At 66.2% G+C, this 25693-nt stretch carries 22 protein-coding genes; 9 read left to right on the top strand and 13 right to left on the bottom strand.

Annotated features, from left to right (window positions below):
- The first annotated feature begins 9 nt into the window (after positions 1-9).
- Positions 10-342 carry a hypothetical protein gene (locus JQ572_RS09960; RefSeq protein ID WP_211382831.1) on the top strand — a complete coding sequence of 111 codons (333 nt, stop codon included), beginning with the start codon at positions 10-12 and terminating at the stop codon, positions 340-342.
- A 38-nt stretch (positions 343-380) separates the two neighbouring features.
- Here JQ572_RS09960 and JQ572_RS09955 read toward each other — a convergent pair whose 3' ends face one another.
- The 8 genes from JQ572_RS09955 to hpaR all read right to left on the bottom strand — a co-directional run bounded on the left by JQ572_RS09955 (position 381) and on the right by hpaR (position 12566).
- On the bottom strand, positions 381-1208 hold the full coding sequence (locus JQ572_RS09955) for an HD domain-containing protein (RefSeq protein ID WP_211382830.1): 828 nt from the start codon (positions 1206-1208) through the stop codon (positions 381-383).
- A 325-nt stretch (positions 1209-1533) separates the two neighbouring features.
- Positions 1534-2412, bottom strand: a complete 879-nt coding sequence (locus JQ572_RS09950) for a transglutaminase family protein (RefSeq protein WP_211382829.1) — start codon at positions 2410-2412, stop codon at positions 1534-1536.
- Positions 2409-4934 (bottom strand): circularly permuted type 2 ATP-grasp protein, encoded by a 2526-nt coding sequence (locus JQ572_RS09945; RefSeq protein WP_211382828.1) that lies wholly within the window; start codon positions 4932-4934, stop codon positions 2409-2411. Before JQ572_RS09945 ends, JQ572_RS09950 begins: the two co-directional genes overlap by 4 nt.
- Before the next feature lie 27 nt (positions 4935-4961).
- A complete protein-coding gene (locus JQ572_RS09940) occupies positions 4962-8231 on the bottom strand; it encodes a transglutaminase family protein (RefSeq protein WP_211382827.1) in 3270 nt (1089 codons plus the stop codon).
- A 104-nt stretch (positions 8232-8335) separates the two neighbouring features.
- Positions 8336-9859, bottom strand: a complete 1524-nt coding sequence (locus JQ572_RS09935; protein WP_211382826.1) for a UxaA family hydrolase — start codon at positions 9857-9859, stop codon at positions 8336-8338.
- A gap of 67 nt (positions 9860-9926) precedes the next feature.
- On the bottom strand, positions 9927-10703 hold the full coding sequence (locus tag JQ572_RS09930; protein WP_211382825.1) for an HpcH/HpaI aldolase family protein: 777 nt from the start codon (positions 10701-10703) through the stop codon (positions 9927-9929).
- A 137-nt stretch (positions 10704-10840) separates the two neighbouring features.
- Positions 10841-11926, bottom strand: coding sequence for a malate/lactate/ureidoglycolate dehydrogenase (locus tag JQ572_RS09925; RefSeq protein ID WP_211382824.1), 1086 nt, complete (start codon positions 11924-11926; stop codon positions 10841-10843).
- A gap of 118 nt (positions 11927-12044) precedes the next feature.
- Positions 12045-12566: a homoprotocatechuate degradation operon regulator HpaR gene (hpaR, locus tag JQ572_RS09920; RefSeq protein WP_211382823.1), complete on the bottom strand. Its 522-nt coding sequence runs from the start codon at positions 12564-12566 to the stop codon at positions 12045-12047.
- Positions 12567-12678: 112 nt separating this feature from the next.
- Here hpaR and hpaH point away from each other — a divergent pair, with 112 nt between their 5' ends.
- The 6 genes from hpaH to JQ572_RS09890 are packed head-to-tail and all read left to right on the top strand — an operon-like array spanning position 12679 to position 19016.
- On the top strand, positions 12679-13485 hold the full coding sequence (hpaH, locus tag JQ572_RS09915) for a 2-oxo-hept-4-ene-1,7-dioate hydratase (protein ID WP_211382822.1): 807 nt from the start codon (positions 12679-12681) through the stop codon (positions 13483-13485).
- A gap of 45 nt (positions 13486-13530) precedes the next feature.
- Positions 13531-13929 (top strand): 5-carboxymethyl-2-hydroxymuconate Delta-isomerase, encoded by a 399-nt coding sequence (locus JQ572_RS09910; RefSeq protein ID WP_211382821.1) that lies wholly within the window; start codon positions 13531-13533, stop codon positions 13927-13929.
- Positions 13922-15460: a 5-carboxymethyl-2-hydroxymuconate semialdehyde dehydrogenase gene (gene hpaE, locus JQ572_RS09905; protein ID WP_211382820.1), complete on the top strand. Its 1539-nt coding sequence runs from the start codon at positions 13922-13924 to the stop codon at positions 15458-15460. Before JQ572_RS09910 ends, hpaE begins: the two co-directional genes overlap by 8 nt.
- Positions 15461-15505: 45 nt before the next feature.
- On the top strand, positions 15506-16489 hold the full coding sequence (gene hpaD / locus JQ572_RS09900) for a 3,4-dihydroxyphenylacetate 2,3-dioxygenase (protein WP_211382819.1): 984 nt from the start codon (positions 15506-15508) through the stop codon (positions 16487-16489).
- A 3-nt stretch (positions 16490-16492) separates the two neighbouring features.
- Positions 16493-17362 carry a fumarylacetoacetate hydrolase family protein gene (locus JQ572_RS09895; RefSeq protein ID WP_211382818.1) on the top strand — a complete coding sequence of 290 codons (870 nt, stop codon included), beginning with the start codon at positions 16493-16495 and terminating at the stop codon, positions 17360-17362.
- A gap of 25 nt (positions 17363-17387) precedes the next feature.
- Entirely contained in the window at positions 17388-19016 is a 1629-nt protein-coding gene (locus JQ572_RS09890; protein ID WP_211382817.1) for a thiamine pyrophosphate-dependent enzyme, read from the top strand.
- On the opposite strand, the gene JQ572_RS09885 is transcribed toward JQ572_RS09890, so the two are convergent.
- The 5 genes from JQ572_RS09885 to JQ572_RS09865 all read right to left on the bottom strand — a co-directional run bounded on the left by JQ572_RS09885 (position 18994) and on the right by JQ572_RS09865 (position 23887).
- Positions 18994-20235 (bottom strand): MFS transporter, encoded by a 1242-nt coding sequence (locus JQ572_RS09885; protein ID WP_211382816.1) that lies wholly within the window; start codon positions 20233-20235, stop codon positions 18994-18996. The two genes, JQ572_RS09890 and JQ572_RS09885, sit on opposite strands and share 23 nt — an antisense overlap.
- Positions 20236-20290: 55 nt before the next feature.
- Positions 20291-20944, bottom strand: coding sequence for a DNA oxidative demethylase AlkB (gene alkB, locus JQ572_RS09880; RefSeq protein WP_211382815.1), 654 nt, complete (start codon positions 20942-20944; stop codon positions 20291-20293).
- Positions 20945-20953: 9 nt separating this feature from the next.
- A complete protein-coding gene (locus JQ572_RS09875) occupies positions 20954-21700 on the bottom strand; it encodes a 2OG-Fe(II) oxygenase (RefSeq protein WP_211382814.1) in 747 nt (248 codons plus the stop codon).
- 158 nt (positions 21701-21858) lie between these two features.
- Positions 21859-22545 carry a DUF2848 domain-containing protein gene (locus JQ572_RS09870; RefSeq protein WP_211382813.1) on the bottom strand — a complete coding sequence of 229 codons (687 nt, stop codon included), beginning with the start codon at positions 22543-22545 and terminating at the stop codon, positions 21859-21861.
- Entirely contained in the window at positions 22538-23887 is a 1350-nt protein-coding gene (locus JQ572_RS09865) for an amidase (protein ID WP_211382812.1), read from the bottom strand. Before JQ572_RS09865 ends, JQ572_RS09870 begins: the two co-directional genes overlap by 8 nt.
- A 177-nt stretch (positions 23888-24064) precedes the next feature.
- Here JQ572_RS09865 and JQ572_RS09860 point away from each other — a divergent pair, with 177 nt between their 5' ends.
- Complete coding sequence (locus tag JQ572_RS09860) at positions 24065-24478, top strand: Zn-ribbon domain-containing OB-fold protein (protein WP_027568974.1); 414 nt, start codon at positions 24065-24067, stop codon at positions 24476-24478.
- Positions 24479-24481: 3 nt separating this feature from the next.
- A complete protein-coding gene (locus JQ572_RS09855) occupies positions 24482-25621 on the top strand; it encodes a thiolase C-terminal domain-containing protein (RefSeq protein ID WP_211382811.1) in 1140 nt (379 codons plus the stop codon).
- The last annotated feature ends 72 nt before the right edge of the window (positions 25622-25693 follow it).

Genomic DNA, 25693 nt, shown 5'->3' with positions numbered 1-25693 from the left:
GGGATCGATATGGTCTACGTCTCCATGACCGGCTTTCGCCCGAAAGGCGTCGTGCAGCTGCCGATGTTCTGGTGGAGAACGACGTGGTCCTTCATGCAGGCCCGGCGCGCGCCCGGCAATCTGCTCACCGCAGGCAGAGTGTCAGGGGGTATCTATCTCACCCTGACGGCATGGGCGGATCCGGCCAGCATGCGCCGCTTCGTTTCGAACGGCGCGCATCTCCAGGCCGTGAAGAACTCCCGGAAACTCGGAACCGGGCGGGTTTTCGGCTATGCCTGCGACGAGATTCCCGACTGGGAAAGTGTTTACGAACTCTGGAAACTGCACGGCCGGGAGGTATGACAGACCGTTCGTTCGATTGCGAAGCCCGCGGCGCTGACTTATTTCTGCGGCCCGGACAGCGTGATGTCGCGCTCGGCACGGAAAACGTTGCTGTAGAGATTGGCGATCCACTGCCGGCCGATCTCGGTCTTGTTGAGATAGCCGATCTCGGTCTGGATGTGCGGTGCGACGCTATTCCAGTAGAATTGGGGATAGCGGTTCACGATGTCGGCGGGCGAGTCGTAGCCGAGCTGCCGGTTGATGCCGACCTCCTCGAACTCGTAGTAGAGCGCATTGGCCTTGCGCAGATAGTTGGGATCGCCGAGCTGGCCGATGAAATCGGCGGCGCGCAGGATCGAGGCTTCGTCGTCGTAGTCCTGCCCCTCGCGCGCAGGGAAGCGCGTGCCCTCGATGGCGCGGGCGACGCGCTCGCTGTCGATACCACGGATCGGCGGCAGCCGCCGCCGCACAAAAAGTTTCGAGCGATCAACGTGATACATCATCAGGCTGGCATCCGACGCGCCCCGCGGCAGCGACACCTTGGTCCCCGCCTCGTCGATGATGAAACCGTCTTCGTCATCCTCCGGAAACAGGCCGCGGACATAGCCGATGTCGTGCGCAAGGCAGGCGATCAGGATATGGAGGTAGTCCTCCGCCGCAAGATGGGCATGGAGATTACGTCCCGTGAGGATGGCCTGAGCGGCCAGAGTCACCAACATCGTATGCTCGATGTTGTGGTACAACGCGTCGCTGTTGCCGATGCATTCCATCGCGGTGCGCGTCGACCCCTCCAGCACCCTGGCAGAGGACTCGTCGTACCGGCGACGCATGAACGAGCCCAGCATCTTCTCCAGGGTTTCCGCCGCCAGTCTCGGTAACGTCATCATGGATGCAGCCCCGTCTGTCGGTGGTGTCCCATGCCAACTCCCGACGTCTCATTGTTGTCCTCGACGCAGGCATCAGCATAGCCCATCTTGGGCCGGGTGACCAAACCCCGGAACAAAAATACGGAATTATGTTGCAGTTGCGTGCTGCGGCATCGCGGTTGAGGTGACCGCGCGATACACCGCCCGGGCGGACCGGGCAGGGTTGCGGCCGCCGGACACAAATCAAATCCGCTTCGTCGGACTTCGATGAGAGATCACCGGAACGGACCGCAGCCGGACGCATGCGCCTGCATCGTCTCGTGCGCCCTGGACCGTGAAACTACGGTCACTCCACCAGCAGCACGTCCACGGCGACGTCGAGCTTCTGCTTCGGCGAGCCGACGATGATGCCGTCGACCGGCGAGACGTCGGAAAAGTCGCGGCCGACCGCCAGCACGATATGGTCGCCAGCGACCATAAGGTCGTTGGTCGGATCGAAATCGACCCAGCCAAGCTCCGCTCCGCACCACAGCGACACCCAGGCATGGGTGGCGTCGGCGCCCTGCAGGCGCGGCTGGCCCGCCGGCGGAATGGTGCGCAAATATCCGCTGACATAGGCCGCAGGCAGGCCGAGGCCGCGAAGCCCTGCGATCATCACATGGGCAAAATCCTGACAGACGCCGTGGCGCTTGGCGAAGACCTCGTCGAGCGGCGTCGAGATCACGGTGGCCTTGGGGTCGTAGCGAAACTGGTCGCGGATGCGATGCATGAGATCGACCGCACCGGCGAGGATGCCGGTGTCAGGCGCAAAGCTCGCCGCCGCATAGGCGCTGACCGGACCCAGCACGGGCACCAGCGGACTCGCGAAGACATAGCCGACCGGCGAGGACGGCCCCAGGCTGGTTGCTTCAAACGCGATGTCGCGAATGCTTTCCCAGGGCGGGCTGACGGCATCACGCGCCGGCGGCCGGCGCGAGACCGAGACGCGCGAGCGCGAGTCGATCCGCAAATTGCGATGCGCGGCCTCGATCACGATGCTCTCGGTCAGCGTGCCGAAGAAATCGCGGCGAACATGGCGCTCGGCGGGCCGCGGACGGATCTCGACGCTGTGCGAGATCAGCTCCTGGCCGCCTCCGCTCCGCGGCTCCAGCCGCAGCGTGCAGCGTGCGAAGCTGACCGCGCTCTCGTATTCGTAGGTGGTGACGTGCCGGATGTCGTAGATCACGCCAGCCCCGTCAGCTTTTCCGGCCGGCTGGCATTGGGGCCGTGCGGGAAGTAGTGCTGCCCGACCGCCTCGGCGAGGCTGAGCAGATCCTGCTCCAGCGAAAACAGCGTCTTGACCTCGAGCTTCTCGGCTTCCGCGGTGGCGAGCATCGCCTGCATCGCGACCGCGACCCGTTGCGGCTTCTCGATCAGACCGTGCTCCTTCAGGCTCGGCAGCGCCGCGATGTGCTCGTTCAGCGTCGCCACCTGGAACGCCACCGAACGCGGATTGTAGGGGTCGAGCACGGCGAGGTCGCGCACCGGCGCCAGGATCGGCGCCAGCAGATAGCGCGAGCGATAGGTGATCTGGCAATCCACCAGCGTGAGCAGGATGTCGAGATCCTCGTCGCCGGCCTCGTCATAGGCAAACTGGCGGGCAAAGCGCGTGGTGTTGATGGCGCGCTCGGTGCGGCGGCCGATGTCGAGGAAGCGCCAGCCGGCTGCGCGGTTCATGTTCTCGTGCGCCAGGCCTGCAAAGCTCGCCAGCTCCTGCAAGGTCAGCTCGGCCGCGCTCAGCACGCTGTCGTCGTCCTCGACCTCCCAGGCCAGCCGCTCGGCCATCTCGGTGATGACCTGCCAGGCATCGGGCGACAGCCGCTCGCGCAAGGAGGTCGCCGTGCGCTGCGCCGCGCGGACCAGCGACAGCGCCGAGCCGAAACGCTCCGGACTCTGCAGCGCTTCCGCGACGATGCGGCCGGGCGCCGCGCGCGAGGTTTGCGAGATCGCGCCCCAGGCCACCAGCAGGCGCTGGATGCGTTCGGCCGATTGCAGCGAGGCCGCGGTGCCCTTGTTGGGCCCGCTCGGCGAGCCGAGCGCCCGCACCAGCCGCAGCGTCGCCTCGGCGCGTTCGAGATAGCGGCCGAGCCAGAACAGATTGTCGGCGGCACGGCTCGGCAGCACCCCTGCGATGCGGCGGATGCGCACCTTGTCGGTCGCAGGCAGCAGCGTCGCGGTCGGCACCTGTTTGCCCGAGACCACCCAGACGTCTGCGGAGCGCGCGCCGTCGCCCATCGACACCGCGCGCGCATCCGGCTGCTCGGCGATCCGGCAGAAGCCGCCGGGCATGATGGCCCAGCCGTCGGGCGTCGCAGCCGCGAACACCCGCAGCACGAAGGGACGCGGCGTGATCTGGCCCTGCTCCCACACCGGCATCGTCGAGAGCCGCACCACCTCCTGGCCGACATAGTCCATGCCGCGCGCGGCGATGGCGTCGACCAGGCGCTTGCGTCCGCCGGCGTCGAGCTCGCTCGCGAGCACCGGACCGTTGCTGTCGAAGCCGGGCACGCCACGCCGATAGGCACCCTCGATCGCGACCTCGTCGAGCCGCGACAGCACCTCGTCGCGCGCCGAGCGCTGGCCGCACCACCAGGTCGCGATGTGCGGCATCTTCAGCTCTTCGCCGAGCAGGCGGCGGCTGAGCGCCGGCAGGAAGCCGAGCAGCGCGCGCGCTTCGAGGACGCCGGAGCCCGGCATGTTGGCGACGACGACGCCGTCCTTGCGCAGCACGTCGATCAGGCCGGGCACCCCCAACCGCGACGAGGCTTCGAGCTCGAGCGGATCGAGCGAATTGGAATCGACCCGGCGCAAGAGCACGTCGAGGCGCTTGAGGCCCGCGACGGTGCGGATGTGGATATGGTTGTCGCTGACGGCGAGATCGTCGCCCTCGACCAGCAGGAAGCCGAGATAGCGCGCGAGCGTCGCGTGCTCGAAAAAAGTCTCGCTGAAGGCGCCCGGCGTCAGCACGCCGATGCGCGGCTCGTCGCGGTCGGCGCGCGCACGCAGGCTGTCGCGAAACGCCTCGAAGAACGGCGCGACGCGCGGCACGTTCATCGACTTGTAGAGATCGGAGAAGGCGCGCGACAGCACCAGGCGGTTCTCCAGCGCATAGCCCGCGCCCGAGGGAGCCTGCGTGCGGTCGCCGAGCACCCACCAGCGGCCGTCGGGCCCGCGGCCGACATCGGCGGCATAGAGCGAGAGATAGCGCCCGCCCGGCGGCGGCACGCCGCAGACGGGCCGGAGATATTCGGGACTGCCGGCGATCGCGGCCGCCGGCAGCGCGCCTTCCGCAACCAGCCGGCCCTCGCCATAGATGTCGGCCAGCACGCGCTCGAGCAGCTCGGCGCGCTGGGTGATGCCGGCGGACAGCTGCTTCCAGTCGGCCTCGTCGATCAGCAGCGGCAGATGGCTGATCGACCAGGGACGGTCGGCGCTGTCGCCGGGCGCGCGATAGGTGACGCCGGCCTCGCGCAAATGACGGTCGGCCATGCCGAACCGGCGCTCGACCTCGTCGGGCGCGAGCGCGCCGAAGGCGTCGAAAAAGCGGCTCCAGACCGCGCGGGGGGCGCCGTCCGGCCCCAGGAACTCGTCGGGGATGCCCGGCAGGCGGCGATAGTCGCGGACCCATTGCGCGAGGCGGCGCTGGCCTTCGCGCTGACTTTGCGCCTTACCCGCCTTGTCGTCCTCTTCGGCTGCGCCCTCGCCCATGCGCCTCTCCCTGCCCCGGCATCATACTCATTGCAGGAGCGGGGTCCGCAAGTCGAGGGTCAGCGGAAACTCATTTGTGCGTTCCTCGGGCGGCGGCTGCATCGGCCCCGGCGTATGGCCGTGGTCTTGGAAGCGCGCCAGCCGCCGCGCCTCGGCCTCATAGGTGTTGACGGGCTTGGTGTCGTAGCTGCGTCCGCCCGGATGGGCAACGTGGTAGACGAAGCCCCCGAGCGAGCGACCGTTCCAGGTGTCGATCAGGTCGAACGTCAAGGGCGCGTGGACCGGAATGGTCGGGTGCAGACCCGAGGCTGGCTGCCAGGCCTTGAAGCGGACGCCGGCCACGGCCTCGCCCGAGCGTCCGGTCGAGGTCATCGGCAGGCGGCGGCCGTTGCAGGTCACGATGTGGCGACCTTCGACGAACCCCTCCGCCTTGACCTGGAGCCGCTCGACCGAGCTGTCGACATAGCGCACGGTGCCGCCCGCCGAGCCCTCCTCCCCCAGCACGTGCCAGGGCTCCAGCGCCTGGCGCAACTCCAGCGTCACACCGCCATGATGGACGCGGCCGAAGGCGGGGAAGCGGAATTCGAGCTGGGCCAGATACCATTCCGCTTCGAACGGATAGCCGGACTGCTTGAGCTCGGAGAGCACGTCCAGGAAATCTTCCCAGATGAAATGCGGCAGCATGTAGCGGTCATGCAGCGCCGTGCCCCAGCGCACGAATTTTCCGGCTTGCGGCTCGCGCCAGAATTTTGCGATCAGCGCGCGGATCAGGAGCTGCTGCGCCAGCGACATGCGCGGATCGGGCGGCATTTCGAGCGCGCGGAATTCGACGAGGCCGAGCCGGCCGGTGGTCCCGTCGGGCGAATAGAGCTTGTCGATGCAGATCTCGGCACGGTGGGTGTTGCCGGTGATGTCGACGAGCAGATGCCGGAACAGCCGGTCCACCAGCCATAGCGGCGCCTGGTAACCCGGCGGCGGCACGTGCGTGAGCGCGACCTCGAGCTCGTAGATGCTGTCGTGACGGGCCTCGTCGATGCGCGGCGCCTGGCTGGTCGGCCCGATGAACAGGCCGGAGAAGAAATAGGACAGCGACGGATGCCGCTGCCAGTACAGCACAAGGCTTTTGAGCAGATCAGGCCGCCGCAGAAACGGCGAGTCCTGCGGGCTGGAGCCACCGACCACGACGTGATTGCCGCCGCCGGTGCCGGTGTGGCGGCCGTCGACCAGGAAGCGGTTGGCGCCGAGGCGTGTCTTGGCGGCATCCTCATAGAGGCCGGCGGTGATGTCGACCGCCTCGCGCCAGTTCTTTGCCGGCTGGACGTTGACCTCGATCACGCCGGGATCAGGCGTCACCTTGATGACGTCGACGCGCGGATCGAACGGCGGCGGATAACCTTCGACATGGACCTGGAGCTGCATCTCCTCGGCCGTCGCTTCGAGCGCCGCGATCATCTCGAGATAATCCTCGATCTGCTCGACCGGCGGCATGAAGGCGCAGAGCACGCCGTCGCGGACCTCGATCGACATCGCGGTGCGAACCGGGACGGAGGTGTTGAGCTGCTCGGGCTCGACTCGCTCCGGCGCGTCCGGACGCGCCGGGAGGCTGAACACCGGCAGTTTGCCGCGGGCCTCCATCGGATCCCGCTCGACGATGTAGGGATATTGATCGGGCGGGACGTAGCCGAGCGAGTCGAGCGGCAAGCGCAGGCCGAGCGGCGAATCGCCCGGCATCAGGAAAAGATGATTGCGCCTGAGTTTCCAGCGCTCGCTGCGCCAGCGTGGCGGCGCATTCCAGCGCTGCACCGGCAGCACGAAGCCGCGAGGATTGTTGAGCCCGTGCTCGAACACCCGTGCCATGCGCGCGCGGGCCTCCGGATCGGACAATTTGGAGTCGGACGGATCGACGTTGACGGGAAGCTCGGCTTCCTTCTGAAGCCAGTACGCGGTGTCCTCATAGGCCGGCATGATGTAGCCGGGATCGAGCCCGAGCCGCAACGCCGCGCCTTCCACGAACGCCTTGGCGTCCTTGGCCTGCGCCGGCCGCGGATTTTCGATGCTGGCGATGAGGTCGGCATTCTTCCAGATCGGCACGCCGTCCTTGCGCCAGTACAGGCCGAACGCCCAGCGCGGCAGGCTCTCGCCGGGATACCATTTGCCCTGACCGAAGTGCAGCAGGCCACCCGGCCCGAAACGCGAGCGCAGGCGGCGGATCAGATCATCGGCGAGCCCGCGCTTGGTCGGACCGACGGCGTCCGTATTCCACTCGGCCCCTTCGAGATCATCGACGGAGACGAAGGTCGGCTCGCCGCCCATGGTCAGACGCACGTCCTGCGCCGCAAGATCGCCGTCAACCTGCTCGCCGAGGTCGTTGAGCCGTGTCCAGGATTCGTCCGAGAACGGTTTTGTGATGCGCGGCGCCTCGCGGATGCGCTTGACGCTCATGTCGAAGTCGAATTCGACTTCCGCAAAACCGGCGCCGCCCGAGATCGGCGCCGCCGAGCGGTAGTGTGGCGTGGCGGCAACCGGGATGTGCCCCTCGCCCGCGAGCATGCCCGAGGTCGCGTCGAAACCGATCCAGCCTGCGCCCGGCAGATAGACCTCGGCCCAGGCGTGCAGATCGGTGAAGTCGTTCTCGACCTCAGGCGGTCCCTCGATCGGATCGATGTCGGGACGGATCTGGATCAGATAGCCGGAGACGAAACGGGCGGCGAGCCCGAGATGACGGAAGGTCTGGATCAGGAGCCATGCGGAATCGCGGCACGAGCCGGCCGCGGAGGTGAGCGTCTCCTCCGGCGTCTGTACGCCCGGCTCCATGCGGATGACGTAGCCGATCCTTTGTTGCAGCTCCCGGTTGAGATCGACCAGGAAGTTGACGGTGTTCGGGGCTTCGTGCGGGATCGTGTCGAGATATTTCGCGAACAGGCGATCCGGCTTGACGGTCTCGAGATAAGGCGCGAGCTCCGTCTTGAGGTCCTGCGGATAGTCGAACGGAAAGCTGTCGGCATAGGGCTCGACGAAGAAGTCGAACGGATTGACCGTGGTCATCTGCGCCGTGAAATCGACCTCGATCTTCAGCTCGGTGGTCTTCTCGGGAAAGACGTAGCGCGCGAGCCAGTTTCCCTGCGGATCCTGCTGCCAGTTCACGAAATGATTGGATGGCGTGACCTTGAGCGAATAGCTCAGGACCGGCGTGCGCGTGTGCGGCGCCGGCCGCAGACGAATGGTCTGCGGGCCGAGATCGATCGGGCGGTCGTATTTGTAGTGCGTAACGTGGTGTAATGCGACGTAGATCGACACGGGGTACGGTGCTCCAGCAGCTTTTTTGAGCAGAACACCTGATGTCAGCGCGATCAAGCACTAACAACGGGCAGACCGTGCCTACGGCACGGGCTGCACGCGCATTACATCGTCGCGCCCAGCACCCAGGGCGCGAACTCGGCGCCGCCGAAATCGAAGCTTTCGCTCTTGGTCGGCCGGCCGGACGCGGTCTTCAGGATGAGATCGAAGATGCGCTGGCCGCATTGCTCGACGCTCTCCTCGCCTTCGAGGATGGTGCCGCAATTGACGTCCATGTCCTCTTCCATGCGCTTGTACATGGGCGTGTTGGTGGCGAGCTTGATCGAGGGCGCGGGCTTGCAGCCGAACACGCTGCCGCGGCCCGTGGTGAAGCAGACGAGGTTGGCGCCGCCGGCGACCTGGCCGGTTGCGGCGACGGGGTCGTAGCCGGGGGTGTCCATGAACACGAAGCCACGCTTCGTTACCGGTTCGGCGTAGCGCAGCACATCGACGAGGTTGGTGGTGCCGGCCTTCGCCATCGCGCCGAGCGACTTCTCGAGAATTGTGGTGAGGCCGCCGGCCTTGTTGCCGGGGCTCGGATTGGCGTTCATCTCGGCGCCTTCGCGCTCGGTGTATTCGTCCCACCAGCGCATGAGATCGACCAGCTTCTCGCCGACCTCGCGGCTGACCGCGCGGCGCGTCAGCAGATGCTCGGCGCCATAGGTCTCCGGCGTCTCCGACAGGATCACGGTGCCGCCGTGACGCACGATGAGATCGCTCGCCGCACCCAGCGCCGGATTGGCGGACACGCCGGAATAGCCGTCGGAGCCGCCGCATTGCAGCGCCACGGTCAGTTCGCTCACCGGGACGGACTCGCGCTTGACCTTGTTGGAATCGGCGAGTGCCTCGCGCACGAAGGCGATGCCCGCCTCCACCGTCTTGCGGGTGCCGCCGACCTCCTGGATGTCCATCGCGCGCAGGCGGCCGGCGAGCTTCTGCTCCTCCATCAGGCCGCCGATCTGGTTCACCTCGCAGCCGAGGCCGAGCACGATGACGTGCGAGAAATTGACGTGCCGCGCATAGCCGCCGAGCGTGCGGCGGAGCAGCGCCAGCGGCTCGTTCTGCGTCATGCCGCAGCCGGTCTTGTGGGTCAGCGCGACCACACCGTCGACATTGGGGAAATCGGCCAGCGGATTGTCGCCGGTGAAGGGATTCTTCTTGAAGACGTCGGCGACGAGACCTGCGACATGCGCGCTGCAATTCACCGAGGTGAGGATGCCGATATAGTTGCGCGTGGCAACACGGCCGTCCGGACGGCGGATGCCTTCGAAGGTCGCCGGCAGGTCGAAATTCGGCGTCGGCTTGACGTCGGCGCAATAGGCGTAGTCCTTGGCGAAATCGCCCATGCCGCAGTTCTGAACGTGCACGTGCTGGCCGGGCGCGATCGGCACCGTTGCAAAGCCGATGATCTGGCCGTAGCGCTTGACCGGCTCGCCGACCGCGATCGGCTTGATCGCGACCTTGTGGCCGGAGGGAATGCGCTCGACCGTCGTCACGCCGTCAGCCACCAGTGTGCCCGGCGGCAGGCTGGCGCGCGCAATCAGCACGCCATCATCGGGATGCAGGCGGATGACGGGGCTGATGGTCATGCGAGGTCTCCTTGGGTCTTGCTTCACCTCTCCCCGTAAGAACGGGGAGAGGGAAAGAGGGGCGAGTTCAGGCCTTGCCGCCTGCGTCCTTGCGGGTCGCGTTGACCTGCATCTTGGCGTAGGTCGTCATCAGGCCGACCTCGTTCGAGAGCGTAACCAGCTTGAAGCCCATGTTGATGGCACGCGCGGCGCCTTCGGCGCCGCTGCAATGGATGCCCGGGTTCAGCCCGCGCTTGCCGCACTCCTTGATGATCTTGTCGTAGATCGCGAGGATCTCGGGCTCGCTGCGATCGAGCTTGGGCTCGAGGCCGTAGGAGAAGCCGAGATCGGACGGGCCGATATAGACGCCGTCGATGCCCTCGACGTCGAGGATGGCTTCCATGTTCTCGACCGCGGTCTTGGTCTCCATCATCGGCAGCAGGATGGTGTCGGCATTCGCGGTCTTCTGATAGGAGCCCGCGGTGCCGTACATGCCGGCGCGGATCGGACCGTTGGAACGGACGCCCTGCGGCGGATATTTCGAATAGGAAACGAGATTTTTGGCTTCCTGCGCCGTGTTGACCATCGGGCAGATCACGCCATAGGCGCCGCCGTCGAGCACCTTGCCGATGATGCCGGGCTCGTTCCAGGGCACGCGGACCATCGGGGTCACCGGATGCTTGTCCATGGCCTGGAAGCACTGCACCATCGACAGATAGTCCTGCACGCCATGCTGCATGTCGACGGTGACGCTGTCGAAGCCGCATTGCGCGATCATCTCGGCCGAGAAGCCGGAGGGAATCGCGAGCCACGCGTTGACCACGGCCTTGCCCGACTTCCAGATTTCCTTGACCTTGTTCGCCACGTTGCCTTCCTTCTTTGTTGTTTGGACCGTGCTGTTTGGACCGCGTTATCCATCGTCACCATGACGAGCGCCGCGACAGCACGCCCCGCTGTTACCGCGAACCGGAGCGCCGCGCTACGCTTGCAATGACGCAGCGCCTATGCGGTCGCGCGCTGGATGCTGACCTCGCTGACGCCAACCTCGCGTGCGGTATTCACTATTGCCGCCCAGGTGTCATCCGGCAAGGGGATGCCGTTTCGGGTCCGCTCAATGCGGGTTTTCCGCTCGGCATCGCCGGGAATCAGCACCTGGTCGACCCCGGCCATCGGCTTGGTGGCGCGGATGAAATCGACATAGCGCGATACCTCCTCATCGAAAAGGCTGGAGGTGTCGACCACCTTCGGATCGACATAGAACGCCAGCATCCCGTTGGCAAAGCGCCGCCCGCCCGAGGTGGCCCCGGTTCCGGTCAGCGCGCCGCCGAGCAGCTCGCAGATGAAGGCAAGGCCCGATCCCTTGTGCTCGCCGAAGGCGCGAATCGCGCCCGTTCCCCGGGTGTGATCGCGCGGCCCGTCGGGCGTGAAGGGGCCGTAGAGCACGACCGGGTCCTCGCTCAGGCTGCCGTCGGAATCGACCAGCGCGCCCTTCGGCAGCTTCTTGCCGCCGCGGCTGGCGACCAGCACCTTGCCCTCGGCCACGACCGAGGTCGCAAAGTCCAGCACGATCGGGTCCTGGCCCTCGCGGGGAATGCCGACACAATATGGCGCAGTGGAGAGCCGCTTCTCGACGCCGCCGAACGGCGCCACCAGCAGCGAGCCTGCGGCATTGACGAAGTGGATCGAAATGAGACCTTCGGCCGCGGCCATCTCGGCCCAGTCCCCGACGCGGCCGATATGGCCGGCGTTGCGCAGCGCCACCGCGGCAAGCCCGGCCTTCCTGCACTTGTCGATGCCGATCTGGACTGCTTGCGGCGTCACGGTCTGGCCGTAGCCGAACTTGCCGTCGACCACCGCGAGCGAGGGCGTGTCGAGCACCAATTCGGCGTTCTGGTTGGGCACGACCGCGCCGGTCTTCTGCCAGCGAATATAGACGGGGACGCGGATCACGCCGTGGCTGTCGTGACCGGTCAGATTGGCCGTCGTGAGATAGGTCGCGATCCGCTTCGCCTCTTCCGGCGAGGACTGCGCATGGGCGAAGACTTCGGCGACGAAGTCGATCAGCCTCTGAACCTGAACGGTGACCATGAGGGTCTGTTTGCCTCTACCCGGCGCCGATTTTGCAGCGATCGGCTTGGGAGGCAGTTTGAGCCAAAAAACGCGGCCATGTCCATGATTGTCGCCGCGCGCTCGCGCATATCTGCTTTCACTCCTCGGCACTTGCCTCCTCGCCCGCGCCCAGCTCCGCCAGACTCTGTTCGAGCTCGCCGAGCATCTCCTGCAGTTCTGCGAGCTTGCGTGCGCCAAAGCGTTGCGTGATCTCCGCATAGATCGCTTCGGAGGACGGCGCCACGGAAGCCATCAGCTTCACGCCCTCTTTCGAGATCGAGACCATGCTGCGGCGCAGATCGGCCTTGGCGGTCTTGCGCTCGATCAGATTGCGCGCCTCGAGATCACGCAGGATGCGCGACAGGCTCGGTCCGAGCAGGAACGCCGTGCGCGCGAGTTCCGTGACCTCGGCAGCCTCGATCGCCGCGAGCGCGCGCAGGATGCGCCATTGCTGCTCGGTCAATCCGTGCTCGCGCAGCGAGGGACGGAACTGCCGCATCACCGCTTCGCGCGCCCGCAGCAGCGACATCGGCAACGAACGCGAGAAGTCGCGCATCGGCACCACCTGCCGTGCGGCGGGCTCGTTTCCGTTCGCGGGATCGGCCGGTCTCTTCGCCATGACGCCCTTTCAAGCCGCAAAACGTTTGCAGTGCAGCAAGCCCAAATTCTGTTTGACGCATTCACTTAACATGTTAAGTATCTCCCGGGCACCACGATTTGCAAGATCACACATGGCGCTTTCCGACGACGATATCCGAGCTTGCGCGAGGCGTCTGCACCAGGCGGAGAAGACCCGCACGCAGATCCGGCAGCTCTCGCAGGATTTTCCCGACATCACCATTGCCGATGCCTACGCGATTCAAAAGGCCTGGGTCGACGTCAAGATCGCCGAGGGGCGTATCGTCAAAGGCCACAAGATCGGCCTGACCTCGAAGGCGATGCAGAGCGCGCTCAACATCAACGAGCCGGATTCCGGCGTGCTGCTCGACGACATGTTCTTTGCCGATGGCGGCCTCGTCCTGACCGAGCGCTTCATCGCCACACGCGTCGAGGCCGAGCTCGCCTTCGTCATGAGCAAGCGTCTCGCTGGCCCCGACTGCACCATGTTCGACGTGCTCAACGCCACCGACTTCGTGGTGCCGGCGCTGGAGATCCTGGACACCCGGATCGAGCGCGTCGATCCCCAGACCAAGGCGACGCGAAAGATCTTCGACACCATCGCCGACAATGCGGCGAATGCCGGCATCGTGCTCGGCGGCCGGCCGATCCGCCCGCTCGACGCCGACTTACGCTGGATCGGTGCGTTGTGTTTCAAGAACGGCCAATTGGAGGAGACCGGCCTTGCCGCAGGCGTGCTCAACCATCCCGCAACCGCCGTTGCCTGGCTCGCCAACAAGATCGCGCCGCTCGGCCTTGCGCTGGAGCCCGGCCAGGTCGTGCTCGCGGGCTCCTTCATCCGTCCGATCGAGACCCGCAAGGGCGACACAATCCAGGCCGATTATGGCGCCTACGGCTCGGTAAGCTGCTACTTCGCTTAGGCGAACAAGAACACGCTGCAAGACGACACAGGGAGTGAAACCGCGATGCCGCATTTCACGATTGAATATTCGGCCAATCTCGATGGCCGCCTCGACATGGCTCTGGTATGCGAGGTCGTGCGCAAGGCGGCGGTCGAGACCGGCATCTTCCCGCTCGGCGGCATCCGGGTCCGCGCGATCAAGTGCGAGCACTATGCCATCGCCGATGCGCGGCAGGACTACGGCTTTCTCGACATGGTGCTGCGCATCGGCGAGGGCCGCGACCTGCCGACCCGCAAGAAGGCCGGCGAGCAAATCTTCCAGGCGTTGTCCAAACACCTCGATCCCGTCTTCGCCGCCAGCAAATTCGCTTTGTCGTTCGACATGCAGATCAACGACAAGGACACCAGCTGGAAGCGCAATAACATCCACGACGCCTTGAAAGTGGAGGCCGCAAATGGATAAGCCCACGCCGAAAGCCGATGTGTTCCAGGCCAACCACGATCGCGTCACGCCGCTGCTGAAGACGCTGCGGGCCGACGGCATCGGCCACATGATCGACGGCAAGATCGTCCCGTCGATCTCGGGCGACACCTTCGAGACCAAATCGCCGGTCGACGGCGCGACGCTTGCGAGCGTCGCCCGCGGCAATGCCGAGGACATCGATCGCGCGGCAACGGCCGCTGCGCTTGCCTTCAAGTCCTGGCGCGAGATGGGGCCGGCGATGCGCAAGAAGCTGCTGCATCGGGTCGCCGACGCCATCGAGGACAATGCCGAAGACATCGCGGTGCTGGAATGCATCGACACTGGACAGGCCTATCGCTTCATGGCCAAGGCCGCGATCCGCGCCGCCGAAAATTTTCGCTTCTTCGCCGACAAATGCGCGGAAGCCCGCGACGGCCAGAACACGCCGAGCGACGAGCATTGGAACGTCTCGACGCGCGTGCCGATCGGTCCCGTCGGCGTGATCACGCCGTGGAATACGCCGTTCATGCTCTCGACCTGGAAGATCGCGCCTGCGCTGGCCGCCGGCTGCACCGTCGTGCACAAGCCGGCCGAATGGTCGCCGGTCACGGCCGCCGTTCTGGCAAGGCTCGTCAAGGAAGCCGGCGTGCCGGACGGCGTGCTCAACACGGTGCACGGCTTCGGCGAAGAGGCCGGCAAGGCGCTGACCGAGCATCCCGCGATCAAGGCGATCGGTTTCGTCGGCGAGAGCGCGACCGGATCGGCGATCATGGTCCAGGGCGCGCCCACGCTGAAGCGCGTGCATTTCGAGCTCGGCGGCAAGAACCCGGTGATCGTGTTCGACGATGCCGATCTCGACCGCGCGCTCGATGCCGTCGTGTTCATGATCTACTCGCTCAACGGCGAGCGCTGCACGTCGTCCAGCCGCCTGCTGATCCAGGCCAGCATCGCGGAAAAATTCGTGGAGAAGCTGACCGCGCGCGTGAAGGCGCTGAAGGTCGGCCATCCCCTCGATCCCGCAACCGAGATCGGGCCGCTGATCCATGAGCGGCACCTGGCAAAGGTCTGCTCCTATTTCGACGTCGCGCGCCAGGACGGCGCGACGATCGCGGTCGGTGGCAAGGCCCATGACGGCCCCGGCGGCGGCCACTATGTCGAGCCGACGCTGGTCACCGGTGCGCACGGCAAGATGCGCGTGGCGCAGGAGGAGGTGTTCGGCCCGTTCCTCACCGTGCTGCCCTTCCGCGACGAGGCCGACGCCATCGAGATCGCCAACGACATCCGCTATGGCCTGACCGGCTATGTCTGGACCAACGACGTCGGCCGCGCACTGCGCGTTGCCGACGCGCTGGAGGCCGGCATGATCTGGCTGAACTCCGAAAACGTCCGCCATCTGCCGACGCCGTTCGGCGGCATGAAGGCCTCGGGCATCGGCCGCGACGGCGGCGATTATTCGTTCGACTTCTACATGGAAACCAAGCACGTCTCGCTGGCGCGGGGCACGCACAAGATCCAGAAACTGGGAATCTAGCACAACGTCACTCCAGAGTGGCAGGGTCTAGAGAGGGGAAACGCAATGCCCGTACCGCAACACATCTTCGAACCGCCGTTCAACATCATCCGCTCCAGTCACGTCGTGCTCGACGTGACCGATCTGAAGCTGAGCCGCGAGTTCTACGAGACCACCGTCGGCCTGCATGTCGAGGACGCCGACGACAATGTCGTGTACTTGCGCGCCGCGGAGGAGCACCAGCATCACTCGCTGGTGCTGCGGAAAGCCGCCGCGCCCGCCTGCAACCGGCTCGGCTTCAAGGTCGGCAACGACGGAGATCTCGACAAGGCGGCCCGCTTCCTGTCCGAGAACGGCCTTGGCTACGCCTTCGTCGACCAGCCGTTCCAGGGCCGCACCCTTCAATTTACCGATCCCTTCGGCTTCCAGATCGAGCTGTATGCCGCGATGGAGCGGCGCCCGCATCTGCTTCGTCGCTACGACCTCTACAGGGGATGTCATCCGCAGCGGCTCGACCATTTCAACGTGTTCGCCGCCGAGGTGCAGGACACCGTCGAATTCTATGCGCGGCTCGGCTTCCGTCTCACCGAATATGCCGAGGAGGACGGACCGAACGGGCGCATCGCCGCGGCCTGGATGCATCGCAAGGGCAATGTCCACGATTTCGCGATCACCAACGGCAAGGGCCCGCGGCTGCACCACTTCGCCTATTGGACGCCGACGGCGATGAACATCATCCATCTCTGCGACGTGATGGCCTCGCAAGGCTTCGTCAAGAACATCGAGCGCGGCCCGGGGCGCCACGGCATCTCGAACGCGTTCTTCCTTTATGTGCGCGATCCCGACGGCCACCGCCTCGAGCTCTACACCAGCGACTACTTCACGGGCGACCACGACCACGAGCCGCTGCGCTGGTCGCTGCGCGATCCGCGCCGTCAGACGCTGTGGGGCGCGCCTGCCCCGCGTTCCTGGTTCGAGCAGGGCTCGCCGTTCGCAGGCCAGGCCGTGCGCGAGCCGAAATTCGTGGCCGACGTGCTGGTGGCGGATTAGGCGATGAAGCTACCTCGCCTCGCCACCTACTCCGTCAAGGGTGAAACCCGCTACGGCGCCGTCCTGGAGAACGGCATCGTCGATCTCTCCCCGCACCACGCCATACACTATCCGACGCTGCGCGAGGTGATCGCGGCTGGAAAGCTCGCAAGCCTTGCCGAAGAAGCCGCCGGCCGCGCGCCGGACCATGCGCCTGGCGATATCATTTGGCTGCCGCCGATACCCGCGCCAGAAAAAATCATCTGCATCGGCGTCAACTATCCCGACCGTAATGCCGAGTACAAGGACGGCCAGGACGCGCCGAAATATCCGAGCATGTTCATGCGCTCGCCCCGCTCCTTCGTCGGCCACGACACGCCGCTGGTGCGCCCGCGCGCCTCGGCGCAGCTCGACTACGAGGGCGAGATCGTGCTGGTGATCGGCAAAGCCGGCCGGCACATCCCGGAAAGTGCTGCGCTCGATCACATCGCCGCGCTGACGCTGTGCAACGAGGGCTCGGTACGCGACTGGCTGCGCCACGCCAAGTTCAACGTGACGCAGGGCAAGAACTTCGATTCCAGCGGCAGCCTCGGCCCGTGGCTGGTGCCGTACACGAGGGAATCTCAACTTGCCGACATCCGCCTCACCACCCACGTCAATGGCGAGCTGCGGCAGGATGACCGTACCAGCCGGCTGATGTTTCCGTTCCGCTATCTCATCAGCTATATCTCGACCTTCGCAACGCTCGTTCCCGGTGACGTCATCGTGACGGGCACGCCGACCGGCGCAGGTGCGCGGTTCGATCCGCCGCGCTATCTGAAGCCCGGCGACGTCGTCGAGGTCGCGGCCGAGGGCATCGGAAAATTGCGCAACGGTGTCGCCGACGAAGCCTGAAGAACCATCGAAGTGGAATAGTGCAATGACTACCCTCACCGGCGGCGAAGCGATCGTAAGCGGCCTTGTCGCCCATGGCATCGACACCGTGTTCGGCCTGCCCGGCGCGCAGGTCTACGGCCTGTTCGACGCCTTCCACCAGGCCCAGCTCAAGGTGATCGGCGCGCGGCACGAGCAGGCCTGCGGCTACATGGCGTTCGGCTATGCGCGCTCGAGCGGCCGGCCCGGCGTGTTCAGCGTGGTGCCCGGCCCCGGCGTGCTCAATGCCAGCGCCGCGCTGCTGACCGCCTTCGGCTGCAACGAGCCGGTGCTGTGCGTCACCGGCCAGGTGCCGACGCAGTTCCTGGGCAAGGGCCGCGGCCATCTGCACGAGATGCCGGATCAGCTTGCGACCTTGCGCACCTATGTGAAATGGGCCGACCGGATCGAATATCCCGGCAACGCGCCGACGGTGGTGGCGCGCGCGTTCCAGGAGATGACATCCGGACGGCGTGGCCCCGCCTCGGTCGAGATGCCGTGGGATATCTTTACCCAGCGAGCCGATACGGCGGCGGCACAAGTGCTGGAGCCCCTGCCCGCGCCGCGGCCCGATCCTGATTTGGTCAAGCAGGCAGCTACGCTGATCAGGAACAGCAAGGCGCCGATGATCTTCGTCGGCAGCGGCGCGATCGAGGCGCGCGAGGAGATCCTCGAGCTCGCCGAGATGATCGATGCGCCAGTCGTCGCCTTCCGCAGCGGCCGCGGCATCGTCTCCAATGCGCATGAGCTCGGCCTGACCATGGCGGCGGCCTACCGACTGTGGCCGAAGACCGATCTGATGATCGCAATCGGCACCCGCGCGGAGCTGCCGGCATCGGGCTTCCGCTGGCCGTATCAGCCGCAGGGGCTGAAATCCATTCGCGTCGATATCGACCCGGCCGAGATGCGCCGCCTCGCCTCCGATGCCGCCATCGTCGCCGACGCCAAGGCCGGCACGGCCGATCTCGTCACAGCCGTGACGAAGGCCGGCTATGCCAGGACCAGTGGCCGGCGGGGAGAAATCCGCGAGGCGACCGCGACGGCGCAAGCCGAGATCCAGCGCGTCCAGCCGCAGATGGCGTATCTCAACATCCTGCGCGAGGTGCTGCCGGCGAACGCGATCGTCACCGATGAATTGTCGCAGTTCGGCTTCGCCTCCTGGTACGGCTTTCCAATCTACGAGCCACGCACCTTCATCACCTCGGGCTATCAGGGCACGCTCGGCTCGGGCTTCCCGACCGCGCTCGGGGCCAAGGTCGCCAATCCCGACAGGCCGGTGGTGGCGATCACCGGCGACGGCGGCTTCATGTTCGGCGTGCAGGAGCTTGCCACGGCCGTGCAGTTCAACATCGGCGTGGTGACGCTGGTGTTCAACAACAACGCCTATGGCAACGTTCGCCGCGACCAGCGCGAACGCTTTGACGGCCGCGTGGTGGCGTCCGATCTGGTCAACCCGGATTTCGTCAAGCTCGCGGAGTCATTTGGCGTGGCAGCAGCGCGCGTGACGGCGCCGGACCAGTTCAAGGCGGCGATGGAGAAGGCACTCGCGCATGGCGGGCCGTATCTGATCTCGGTCGAGGTGCCGCGGGACTCCGAGGTCAGCCCGTGGACGTTCATCCACCCGCCGAAGCCTTGAGGCCGGGCGTTCCCTGAAGTCGCGCGGCCGCAATCACCAGCAAGCCGGCGCCTGCGACCGACCAGCAGGCGACCGGGGCCCAGTGCAGCAGCGGTGCGTAGTCCGGCATCTTCTGCAAGCCGCCGGCGACCGCGGCCATCCGTGCGAAGGTGCCGAGGGCCAGCGCCGAGAACACGAGGCCCGTCACCTTGCCTTCCGCGCCGGTCGAGCCGATCGCAAGCGCGGCCGAGATCGCGCTCATCAGCATGCAGCCCCACGCGGCTCCGGCGAGAAACTGAGCGACGACCAGCGTGTCGAGGCTGCCGGCAAGCTCCGCCGCCACGATCGCAACCGCGCCGCACAGGCCGGCGGCGCCCATCACGATCAGGCCGCCACGGTGCTTGACGACGAGGCTCGCCGGAAACATCGCGATGTTGAAGCCGATCCAGAACACCGGCATCAGCCATTGCAGCTCGTCAGGCCTTACAAAGCGCAGATAAAACGGCGCGCTGTTCATGGCAAAGTGCAGCTGATAACCGAGCGCCAGCGCGACCGTCGCAACGATGAAGATGATGGACGTGATGCCGAGCGGCTTTGCCGCCTCGGCCGGTGTCGGCGGCGGCGTGTCGCGCGCGACATCGTATTCGATCCGCGACATCGCGAGCGCCGTGAGCAGCAGCGCGACGCTGGAGATCACGAACGGCAGCCGCGCATCGTGCTCGCGCAGCACCACCCCCAGATAGGGCGAGACGGCGCCGGCGACGCCATAGCCCAGCAGGGCCAGCGCCGCAAGGAACGGCACCTGAGGCCTGGCGCGGTATTTGCCGAGCAAGGTCAGCGGCGGCGCGCGTAGCGCGGAGGACGCGATCGACCACACCACGATCAGCGCAATGAACCAACCCTGCGCGGCCACGCCTGCTCCGGCGACGAAGGGCAGCGCCACGAACGCGCCGCACGAGATCGCGGCCACGAGCGCGACGAACAGGCCAAGCCTGCCGACATAGGGCGCGATCTTGTCGGCCGCGACCCCCATCGCGGTGTCGGCAATTGTGAAGATCGCCTGGTCCAGCATCAGGATGAGGATGACAGCGGAGGGTGCAATGCCGACCTCAGCCGCGAGTTTTGGCAGATAGATGACGTAAGTGGTCCACCCCAGCGTGAACACCAGCTGCAGCACAGCCAGATACAGGCCCGTGCGGTTGGCCGTCCCGGTGTCGGCCGATATCTGTCTAGTCGCCATGTCGCGGCCTCCCCCGCCCCCAAGCTTAGACGAGTGAGGGCTGTGAGAAAACGCGTCAACGGACCTTTCGGAAGGTCAAATTGATCCGTTTCCGCCCGAGCAGCACATGCTCGCCGTCGGCAAGCGGCGCCACACCGTGATAGGCGAGCCGGCTAGCCCCGCCCCAGACCACGACGTCGCCATGCACGAGCCGGAAGCGGCGCGGCTTGTCGCTGCGCGCCAGGCCACCGAACAGGAAGGTCGCGGGCAGCCCGAGCGAGACCGAGACGATCGGCGCCGAATAGTCCAGCTCGTCCTTGTCCTGATGCAACGACAGCCGCGTGCCGGGCTCGTAGCGATTGACGAGGCAGGCATCGGGCGCAAAGCCTTCGAAGCCGCCCTGCTCCGCCGCGCGGCGCGCGAGATCGCGGAACACGGGCGGCATCGCCGGCCAGGGCGCGGCGGTCTTCGGGTCGATGGGATCGTAGCGATAGCCGGTGTGATCGGTGATCCAGCCGCGCTCGCCGCAATTGGTCATGGCCACCGACATCTGGTAGCCGCCCGGCGTCGTCATCCGGCGGAACGGCGACAGTGCCACGATCGCACGCACCGCGGCGATCAATTCGTCCTCAATCGGCTTGACGAACCCGCGCAACAACACGGCACCGTCGGCGATCTCCTCACGCGACGGCTGCGCCTCGGCAACGCTGTCGAACAGATCAGCCGTCAACGCCTGCGCTCATTTGGCATCATGAAAAATCACACCCAATGTGTGGCGCTGGCCGGACCTGATACGGCTGACGCCATGGCGCAGATTAACCCGGTAGGTGCCGCGCGTCCCCTGCACCGGGCGATGATGCACAGCGAAGGCGACGGCGTCGCCCTGCGCCAGCGGCACCACCTCGGCGCGGGACTGCATGCGCGGGCGCTGCTCGGTCAGCACGAACTCGCCGCCGGTGAAATCGCGCCCCGGCTCGGACAAGAGGATCGCGACCTGGAGCGGGAACACGTGCTCGCCATAGAGGTCCTGGTGCAGGCAGTTGAAGTCGCCGGCCTCATATTGCAGCAGCAGCGGCGTCGGCCGCGCCTGCCCCGCCTCGTGGCAGCGCTTCAGGAACGCCGCATGCCCGGCGGGGTAGCGGATGTCGATCCCCATCGCCTCGTTCCACCGATTGGCGACGCCTCGCAGGTGCGCGTAGAGCGCCGGGCGCAACTGCGCGATCAGATCGGGAAGCGGATAGGTGAAATATTTGTATTCGCCGCGGCCAAAGCCGTGGCGGCCCATGACGATGCGGCTGCGGAAGTTGGCATCGTCGGGATAGAGCTCGGCGACGGCGCGGCATTCGCCCGGTGTGAGCAGGCCTTTCAGGGCGGCGCAGCCCTGGGAGTCGAGCTCGGTGGTGATCTCGGCCCAGTCGAGGGCATCGACATGGGCGGTGAGGTCGGCGGACGGGTTGTGAGGCGATTTGCGTGCTGTTGCTGTCATGGCCACGACCTTCGCAGGATCGATCGACCTTGCGCCACCCGATTTCCGACTGCCTCCCCGTGATTGCGAGGAGCCGTTGCGACGAAGCAATCCAGAATCCCTCCGCGGAATCAGCCTGGATTGCTACGCTTCGCTCGTAATGACGGTGCGGAGGCAGATCAGCCCCTCACCGGCAGCGTCGTCACGTCGTAGCCGTGCTTGATCGTCCGCTTCAGCACGGGGTCCTCAAGCTCGAAGTCGAACCGGTCAGCCGGACGGATTCCGCCCTTGGCCGCAAAGGTGCCGCCGAACATGGCGCAGCCGTCTGGCAGCCTCCCACCTTCGAAGCCGCGCGCGACGAGGTCCGCGATCGGCAGCATCGCGTCCAGCGTGCCCTCCTGATACAGCACGCGCTCGCCATTGATCGTGGCCCAGGAGCGCAGGATCATCCTGTCCCAATGGCCGATGACGTCCTCGAGCTCCCACAGCGTCGAGGCGATCGGCTTGTCGCACATCTGTTTTGAGACAGTGACGTTGTAAGCCTCGACCTTGCGGTCGGTGTGGTCGGAGCCGCAGCCGACGAAGGTGCGGCCCTGCCAGCCGATCAGCACGAACTCGACCTCGCCGGAGGAGTCGCCGCCGCAGCATTCGATGCGGTCTTGCATGGTCAGCCGCCGCGCCGAGGCGCGATAATAGATCGGCGTCGTGGCCGGCCGGGCGATGCCCATGGCCTCCAGCTCGGCGATGTGCTTGTCGCGCGCGATCGTGTCGCGGCCGGTCCAGCCGGCGATGACCATCTGGTCGATCGCCAGCGTCAGCGGCGTGGTGGTGTCCTGGGCGTCGACGATGAAAGTCAGGTCAAACACGAATTACGGCCTCCATGCCGGCAGCTAGTTCAAAAATACGACGATCCGCCCCGCCCGCACCCGCCAGCATCAGGCCGACCGGAACGTCGCCTTCGCGATGTGCAGGCAGCGAGATGGCGCAGCCGTCGATCATGTTGATCAGGGTGCAATTGCGGAGCGCCCGCAGGTTTTCCCTGGTGAATGCCTTGTCGTCGGCAAGATCCGCGATCTTCGGCGGCGTATTGGCGGCGGTCGGCAGCACCAGCGCGTCATAGGGCGCGATGCGCGCGTTGACGCGCGCGATCAGCGAGCGGCGCTCGTTGAGGAGATCGATATAGTCGGCCGCGCTCTGCGCCTCGCCGCGCATGATGCGCACGGACACGCGGGGGTCGTAGACGTCGCCCTTGGCCGTGATCAGATAGCGATGCCAGGCGTAGCTCTCGGAGGCCGCGAAGCCGCCCTTGGCATTCATCGGGCCGATGTCGTGGAACTCGGCCATCTCGATGCGCTCGACGATCGCACCATGATCGGAAAGCGTCTTGAGCGCGCGCTCGAAGGTTTCGGCAACCGCTGCATCGAGGTCATCGAGCGCGATCGCGGTCGGCACGGCCAACCGCATACCCCGGACCGGCCGCGGCTTCAGCGGCGCGATCGGCTCGTTCGCGAGCACGGCATCGAGAATGGCACAGCAACTGACCGATCGCGCCAGCGGCCCGATGCTGTCGAGTGAGAACGACAGCGGCACGGAGCCGTCGAGCGGCACGCGGCGCTGCGTCGGCTTGTAGCCGACGATGCCGTTATAGGCGGCCGGAATCCGGCAGGAGCCGCCGGTGTCGGTGCCGAGCGCGCCATGCGCCATGCCGTCGAGCACGGACACTGCGGCGCCCGACGACGAGCCGCCGGGGACGTGGCCCGCAGCCCGGTTCCAGCCGCCCTTCGGTGTGCCATAGTGCGGATTGATGCCGATGCCGGAATAGGCGAACTCGGTCATGTTGGTCCGGCCGATCACCACGAAGCCGGCCTTGCGCAGCCGCGCCACCGTGGCGGCATCCTGCTCGGCCGGCGCAGAATCGTCGAGCGCGCGGGAGCCGGCGCGCGTCACCTGGCCCCTGATGTCGAACAGATCCTTGATCGAGACCGGGATACCGGCATAGCGCGACGGCGTGGCCTTCGCCTTGCGCAAGCCGTCCATGGCATCCGCCGCCGCGAGCGCGGCCTCCTTGTCGACATGAACGAAGGTGCGCCGGCCCTCGCCGGCGGGATCGGCGATTTTGGCGAGGCACGCCTCGACCAGCTTGCGGGAGGTCGTGTGGCCGCTTTCGAGGTCTTCGGCGAGCTTCGCCAGTGTCGGAAAATCGGGCATGTCTGTCTCACGGAATATTTGCGCGCAATCTATAGCGCGGCCTCAGTTCGACACAAGCATTGTGCGCATGATGGCATGCATGCGCATTGCTGGACCGTTGACGCGCCATGGTCGATTGTCGCATCAAGATTGAAACAGGCAGGTCTGAAACCTGAGCCTTTGGGAGGATCTGCCGACATGGCCGAACCGCAACGCGCACGACCGAAACCGACGCCGGAGACCCAGCATTTCTGGGACGGCACCAAGGCGGGCGAATTGCGCCTGCAGCGCTGCGACGCCTGCGCGCATGTCTACTTCCCGCCGCGGCCGTTCTGCCCGTCCTGCGCCTCGCGCAAGGTCAGCATCTTCAAGGCGAGCGGCAAGGGCTTTCTCTACAGCTACGTGATCAACCACCGCCCCGCCGCGCCCGGTTTCACGCCGCCTTACGCCATCGCGGTGGTCGAGCTCGCCGAGGGGCCGCGGATGATGAGCAACATCATCGACTGCCCGCAGACCCCGGAGGCACTCGAACTCGACATGAAGCTCGAAGTCGCCTTCGAGGCACTTGACGACAAGATCACCCTCCCCGTTTTCCGTCCGGCGAAGGGATAGGCCATGCGCAGCAACCAGGTTGCCGTCGTCGGCGCGGCCGAGACCACCGAACTCGGCGTCATCCCCAATGTGTCGCAGCTCCAGCTTCACGCGGATGCGGCGCTCAATGCCATTGCGGACGCCGGGCTGAAGCTGTCCGACATCGACGGTTTCGCCACCGCGGTCGAGACGCCGCAGCAGGTCTGCCACTATCTCGGCATCAAGCCGACCTGGGTGGACGGCACCTCGGTCGGCGGCTGCTCCTTCATGCTGCACGTCCGCCATGCCGCCGCGGCGATCGAGGCCGGCCTCTGCAAGACCGTGCTGATCACCCATGCCGAGAGCGGCAAGTCGATGATCGGCAAGGCGCCGCGCTCGATCCCCGCCGACAGCCTGCAAGGCCAGTTCGAGGCGCCGTTCGGCGTCTACGGCCCGCCCAGCATGTTCCCGATCCCCGTGCTGCGCTTCATGAAGACCTACGGCATCACCCACGAACAACTTGCCTCGGTGGCCGTAGTGCAGCGCGAATGGGCCGCGAAGAATCCGCGCGCGATGATGAAGGACCCGATCACGGTCGCCGACGTGCTCAACTCGCGCATGATCGCCTATCCGTTCCGACTGCTGCAGTGCTGCCTCGTCACCGACGGCGGCGGCGCGCTGATCCTGACCTCGGCCGACCGCGCCAGGGACTTTCCGCGCAAGCCCGTCTACATCATGGGCACCGGCGAGAGCGTGGAGACGCCGATGGTCAGCCAGATGGAGACCTTCAATTCCTCGCGCGCGTTCAAGACCGCGGGCCCCCTCGCCTTCAAGGAGGCCGGCATCGCGCACAAGGACGTCGACCATCTCATGATCTACGATGCGTTCGCGCATCTGCCGCTGTTCGGTCTCGGCGACCTCGGCTTCATGCCGCATGAGGAGACCGGCAAGTTCATCGCCGACGGCAACACGCGCCCCGGCGGCAAGCTGCCGCTCAACACCAATGGCGGCGGGCTCTCTTACATGCATTCGGGCATGTACGGCATGTACGCGCTTCAGGAGAGCGTGCGCCAGATGCGCGGCATCGCGCCGGCGCAAATCGCCAACGCGAAGATTTCGGTGTGCCACGGCGTCGGCGGCATGTTCGCCGCAAGCGGCACGATCGTGTTTACGAACGAGAGGTAATGCCTGTCATTCCGGGGCGACGCGAAGCTACGAGCCCGGAATCCATACTCCCGATCGTGGTTATGGATTCCG

The organism is Bradyrhizobium sp. SZCCT0153, assembly GCF_018129995.1.
Classification (GTDB): domain Bacteria; phylum Pseudomonadota; class Alphaproteobacteria; order Rhizobiales; family Xanthobacteraceae; genus Bradyrhizobium; species Bradyrhizobium japonicum_G.
This window is presented reverse-complemented; position numbering and strand designations above follow the sequence as displayed.

Coding starts and splice junctions, on each gene's coding strand:
- JQ572_RS09960 (WP_211382831.1), top strand. CDS start 10: ATGGTCTACGTCTCCATGACCGGCTTTCGCCCGAAAGGCGTCGTGCAG.
- JQ572_RS09955 (WP_211382830.1), bottom strand. CDS start 1,208: ATGATGACGTTACCGAGACTGGCGGCGGAAACCCTGGAGAAGATGCTG.
- JQ572_RS09945 (WP_211382828.1), bottom strand. CDS start 4,934: ATGGGCGAGGGCGCAGCCGAAGAGGACGACAAGGCGGGTAAGGCGCAA.
- JQ572_RS09935 (WP_211382826.1), bottom strand. CDS start 9,859: ATGACCATCAGCCCCGTCATCCGCCTGCATCCCGATGATGGCGTGCTG.
- JQ572_RS09925 (WP_211382824.1), bottom strand. CDS start 11,926: ATGGTCACCGTTCAGGTTCAGAGGCTGATCGACTTCGTCGCCGAAGTC.
- hpaR (WP_211382823.1), bottom strand. CDS start 12,566: ATGGCGAAGAGACCGGCCGATCCCGCGAACGGAAACGAGCCCGCCGCA.
- hpaH (WP_211382822.1), top strand. CDS start 12,679: ATGGCGCTTTCCGACGACGATATCCGAGCTTGCGCGAGGCGTCTGCAC.
- JQ572_RS09910 (WP_211382821.1), top strand. CDS start 13,531: ATGCCGCATTTCACGATTGAATATTCGGCCAATCTCGATGGCCGCCTC.
- hpaE (WP_211382820.1), top strand. CDS start 13,922: ATGGATAAGCCCACGCCGAAAGCCGATGTGTTCCAGGCCAACCACGAT.
- hpaD (WP_211382819.1), top strand. CDS start 15,506: ATGCCCGTACCGCAACACATCTTCGAACCGCCGTTCAACATCATCCGC.
- JQ572_RS09895 (WP_211382818.1), top strand. CDS start 16,493: ATGAAGCTACCTCGCCTCGCCACCTACTCCGTCAAGGGTGAAACCCGC.
- JQ572_RS09890 (WP_211382817.1), top strand. CDS start 17,388: ATGACTACCCTCACCGGCGGCGAAGCGATCGTAAGCGGCCTTGTCGCC.
- JQ572_RS09885 (WP_211382816.1), bottom strand. CDS start 20,235: ATGGCGACTAGACAGATATCGGCCGACACCGGGACGGCCAACCGCACG.
- JQ572_RS09875 (WP_211382814.1), bottom strand. CDS start 21,700: ATGACAGCAACAGCACGCAAATCGCCTCACAACCCGTCCGCCGACCTC.
- JQ572_RS09865 (WP_211382812.1), bottom strand. CDS start 23,887: ATGCCCGATTTTCCGACACTGGCGAAGCTCGCCGAAGACCTCGAAAGC.
- JQ572_RS09860 (WP_027568974.1), top strand. CDS start 24,065: ATGGCCGAACCGCAACGCGCACGACCGAAACCGACGCCGGAGACCCAG.
- JQ572_RS09855 (WP_211382811.1), top strand. CDS start 24,482: ATGCGCAGCAACCAGGTTGCCGTCGTCGGCGCGGCCGAGACCACCGAA.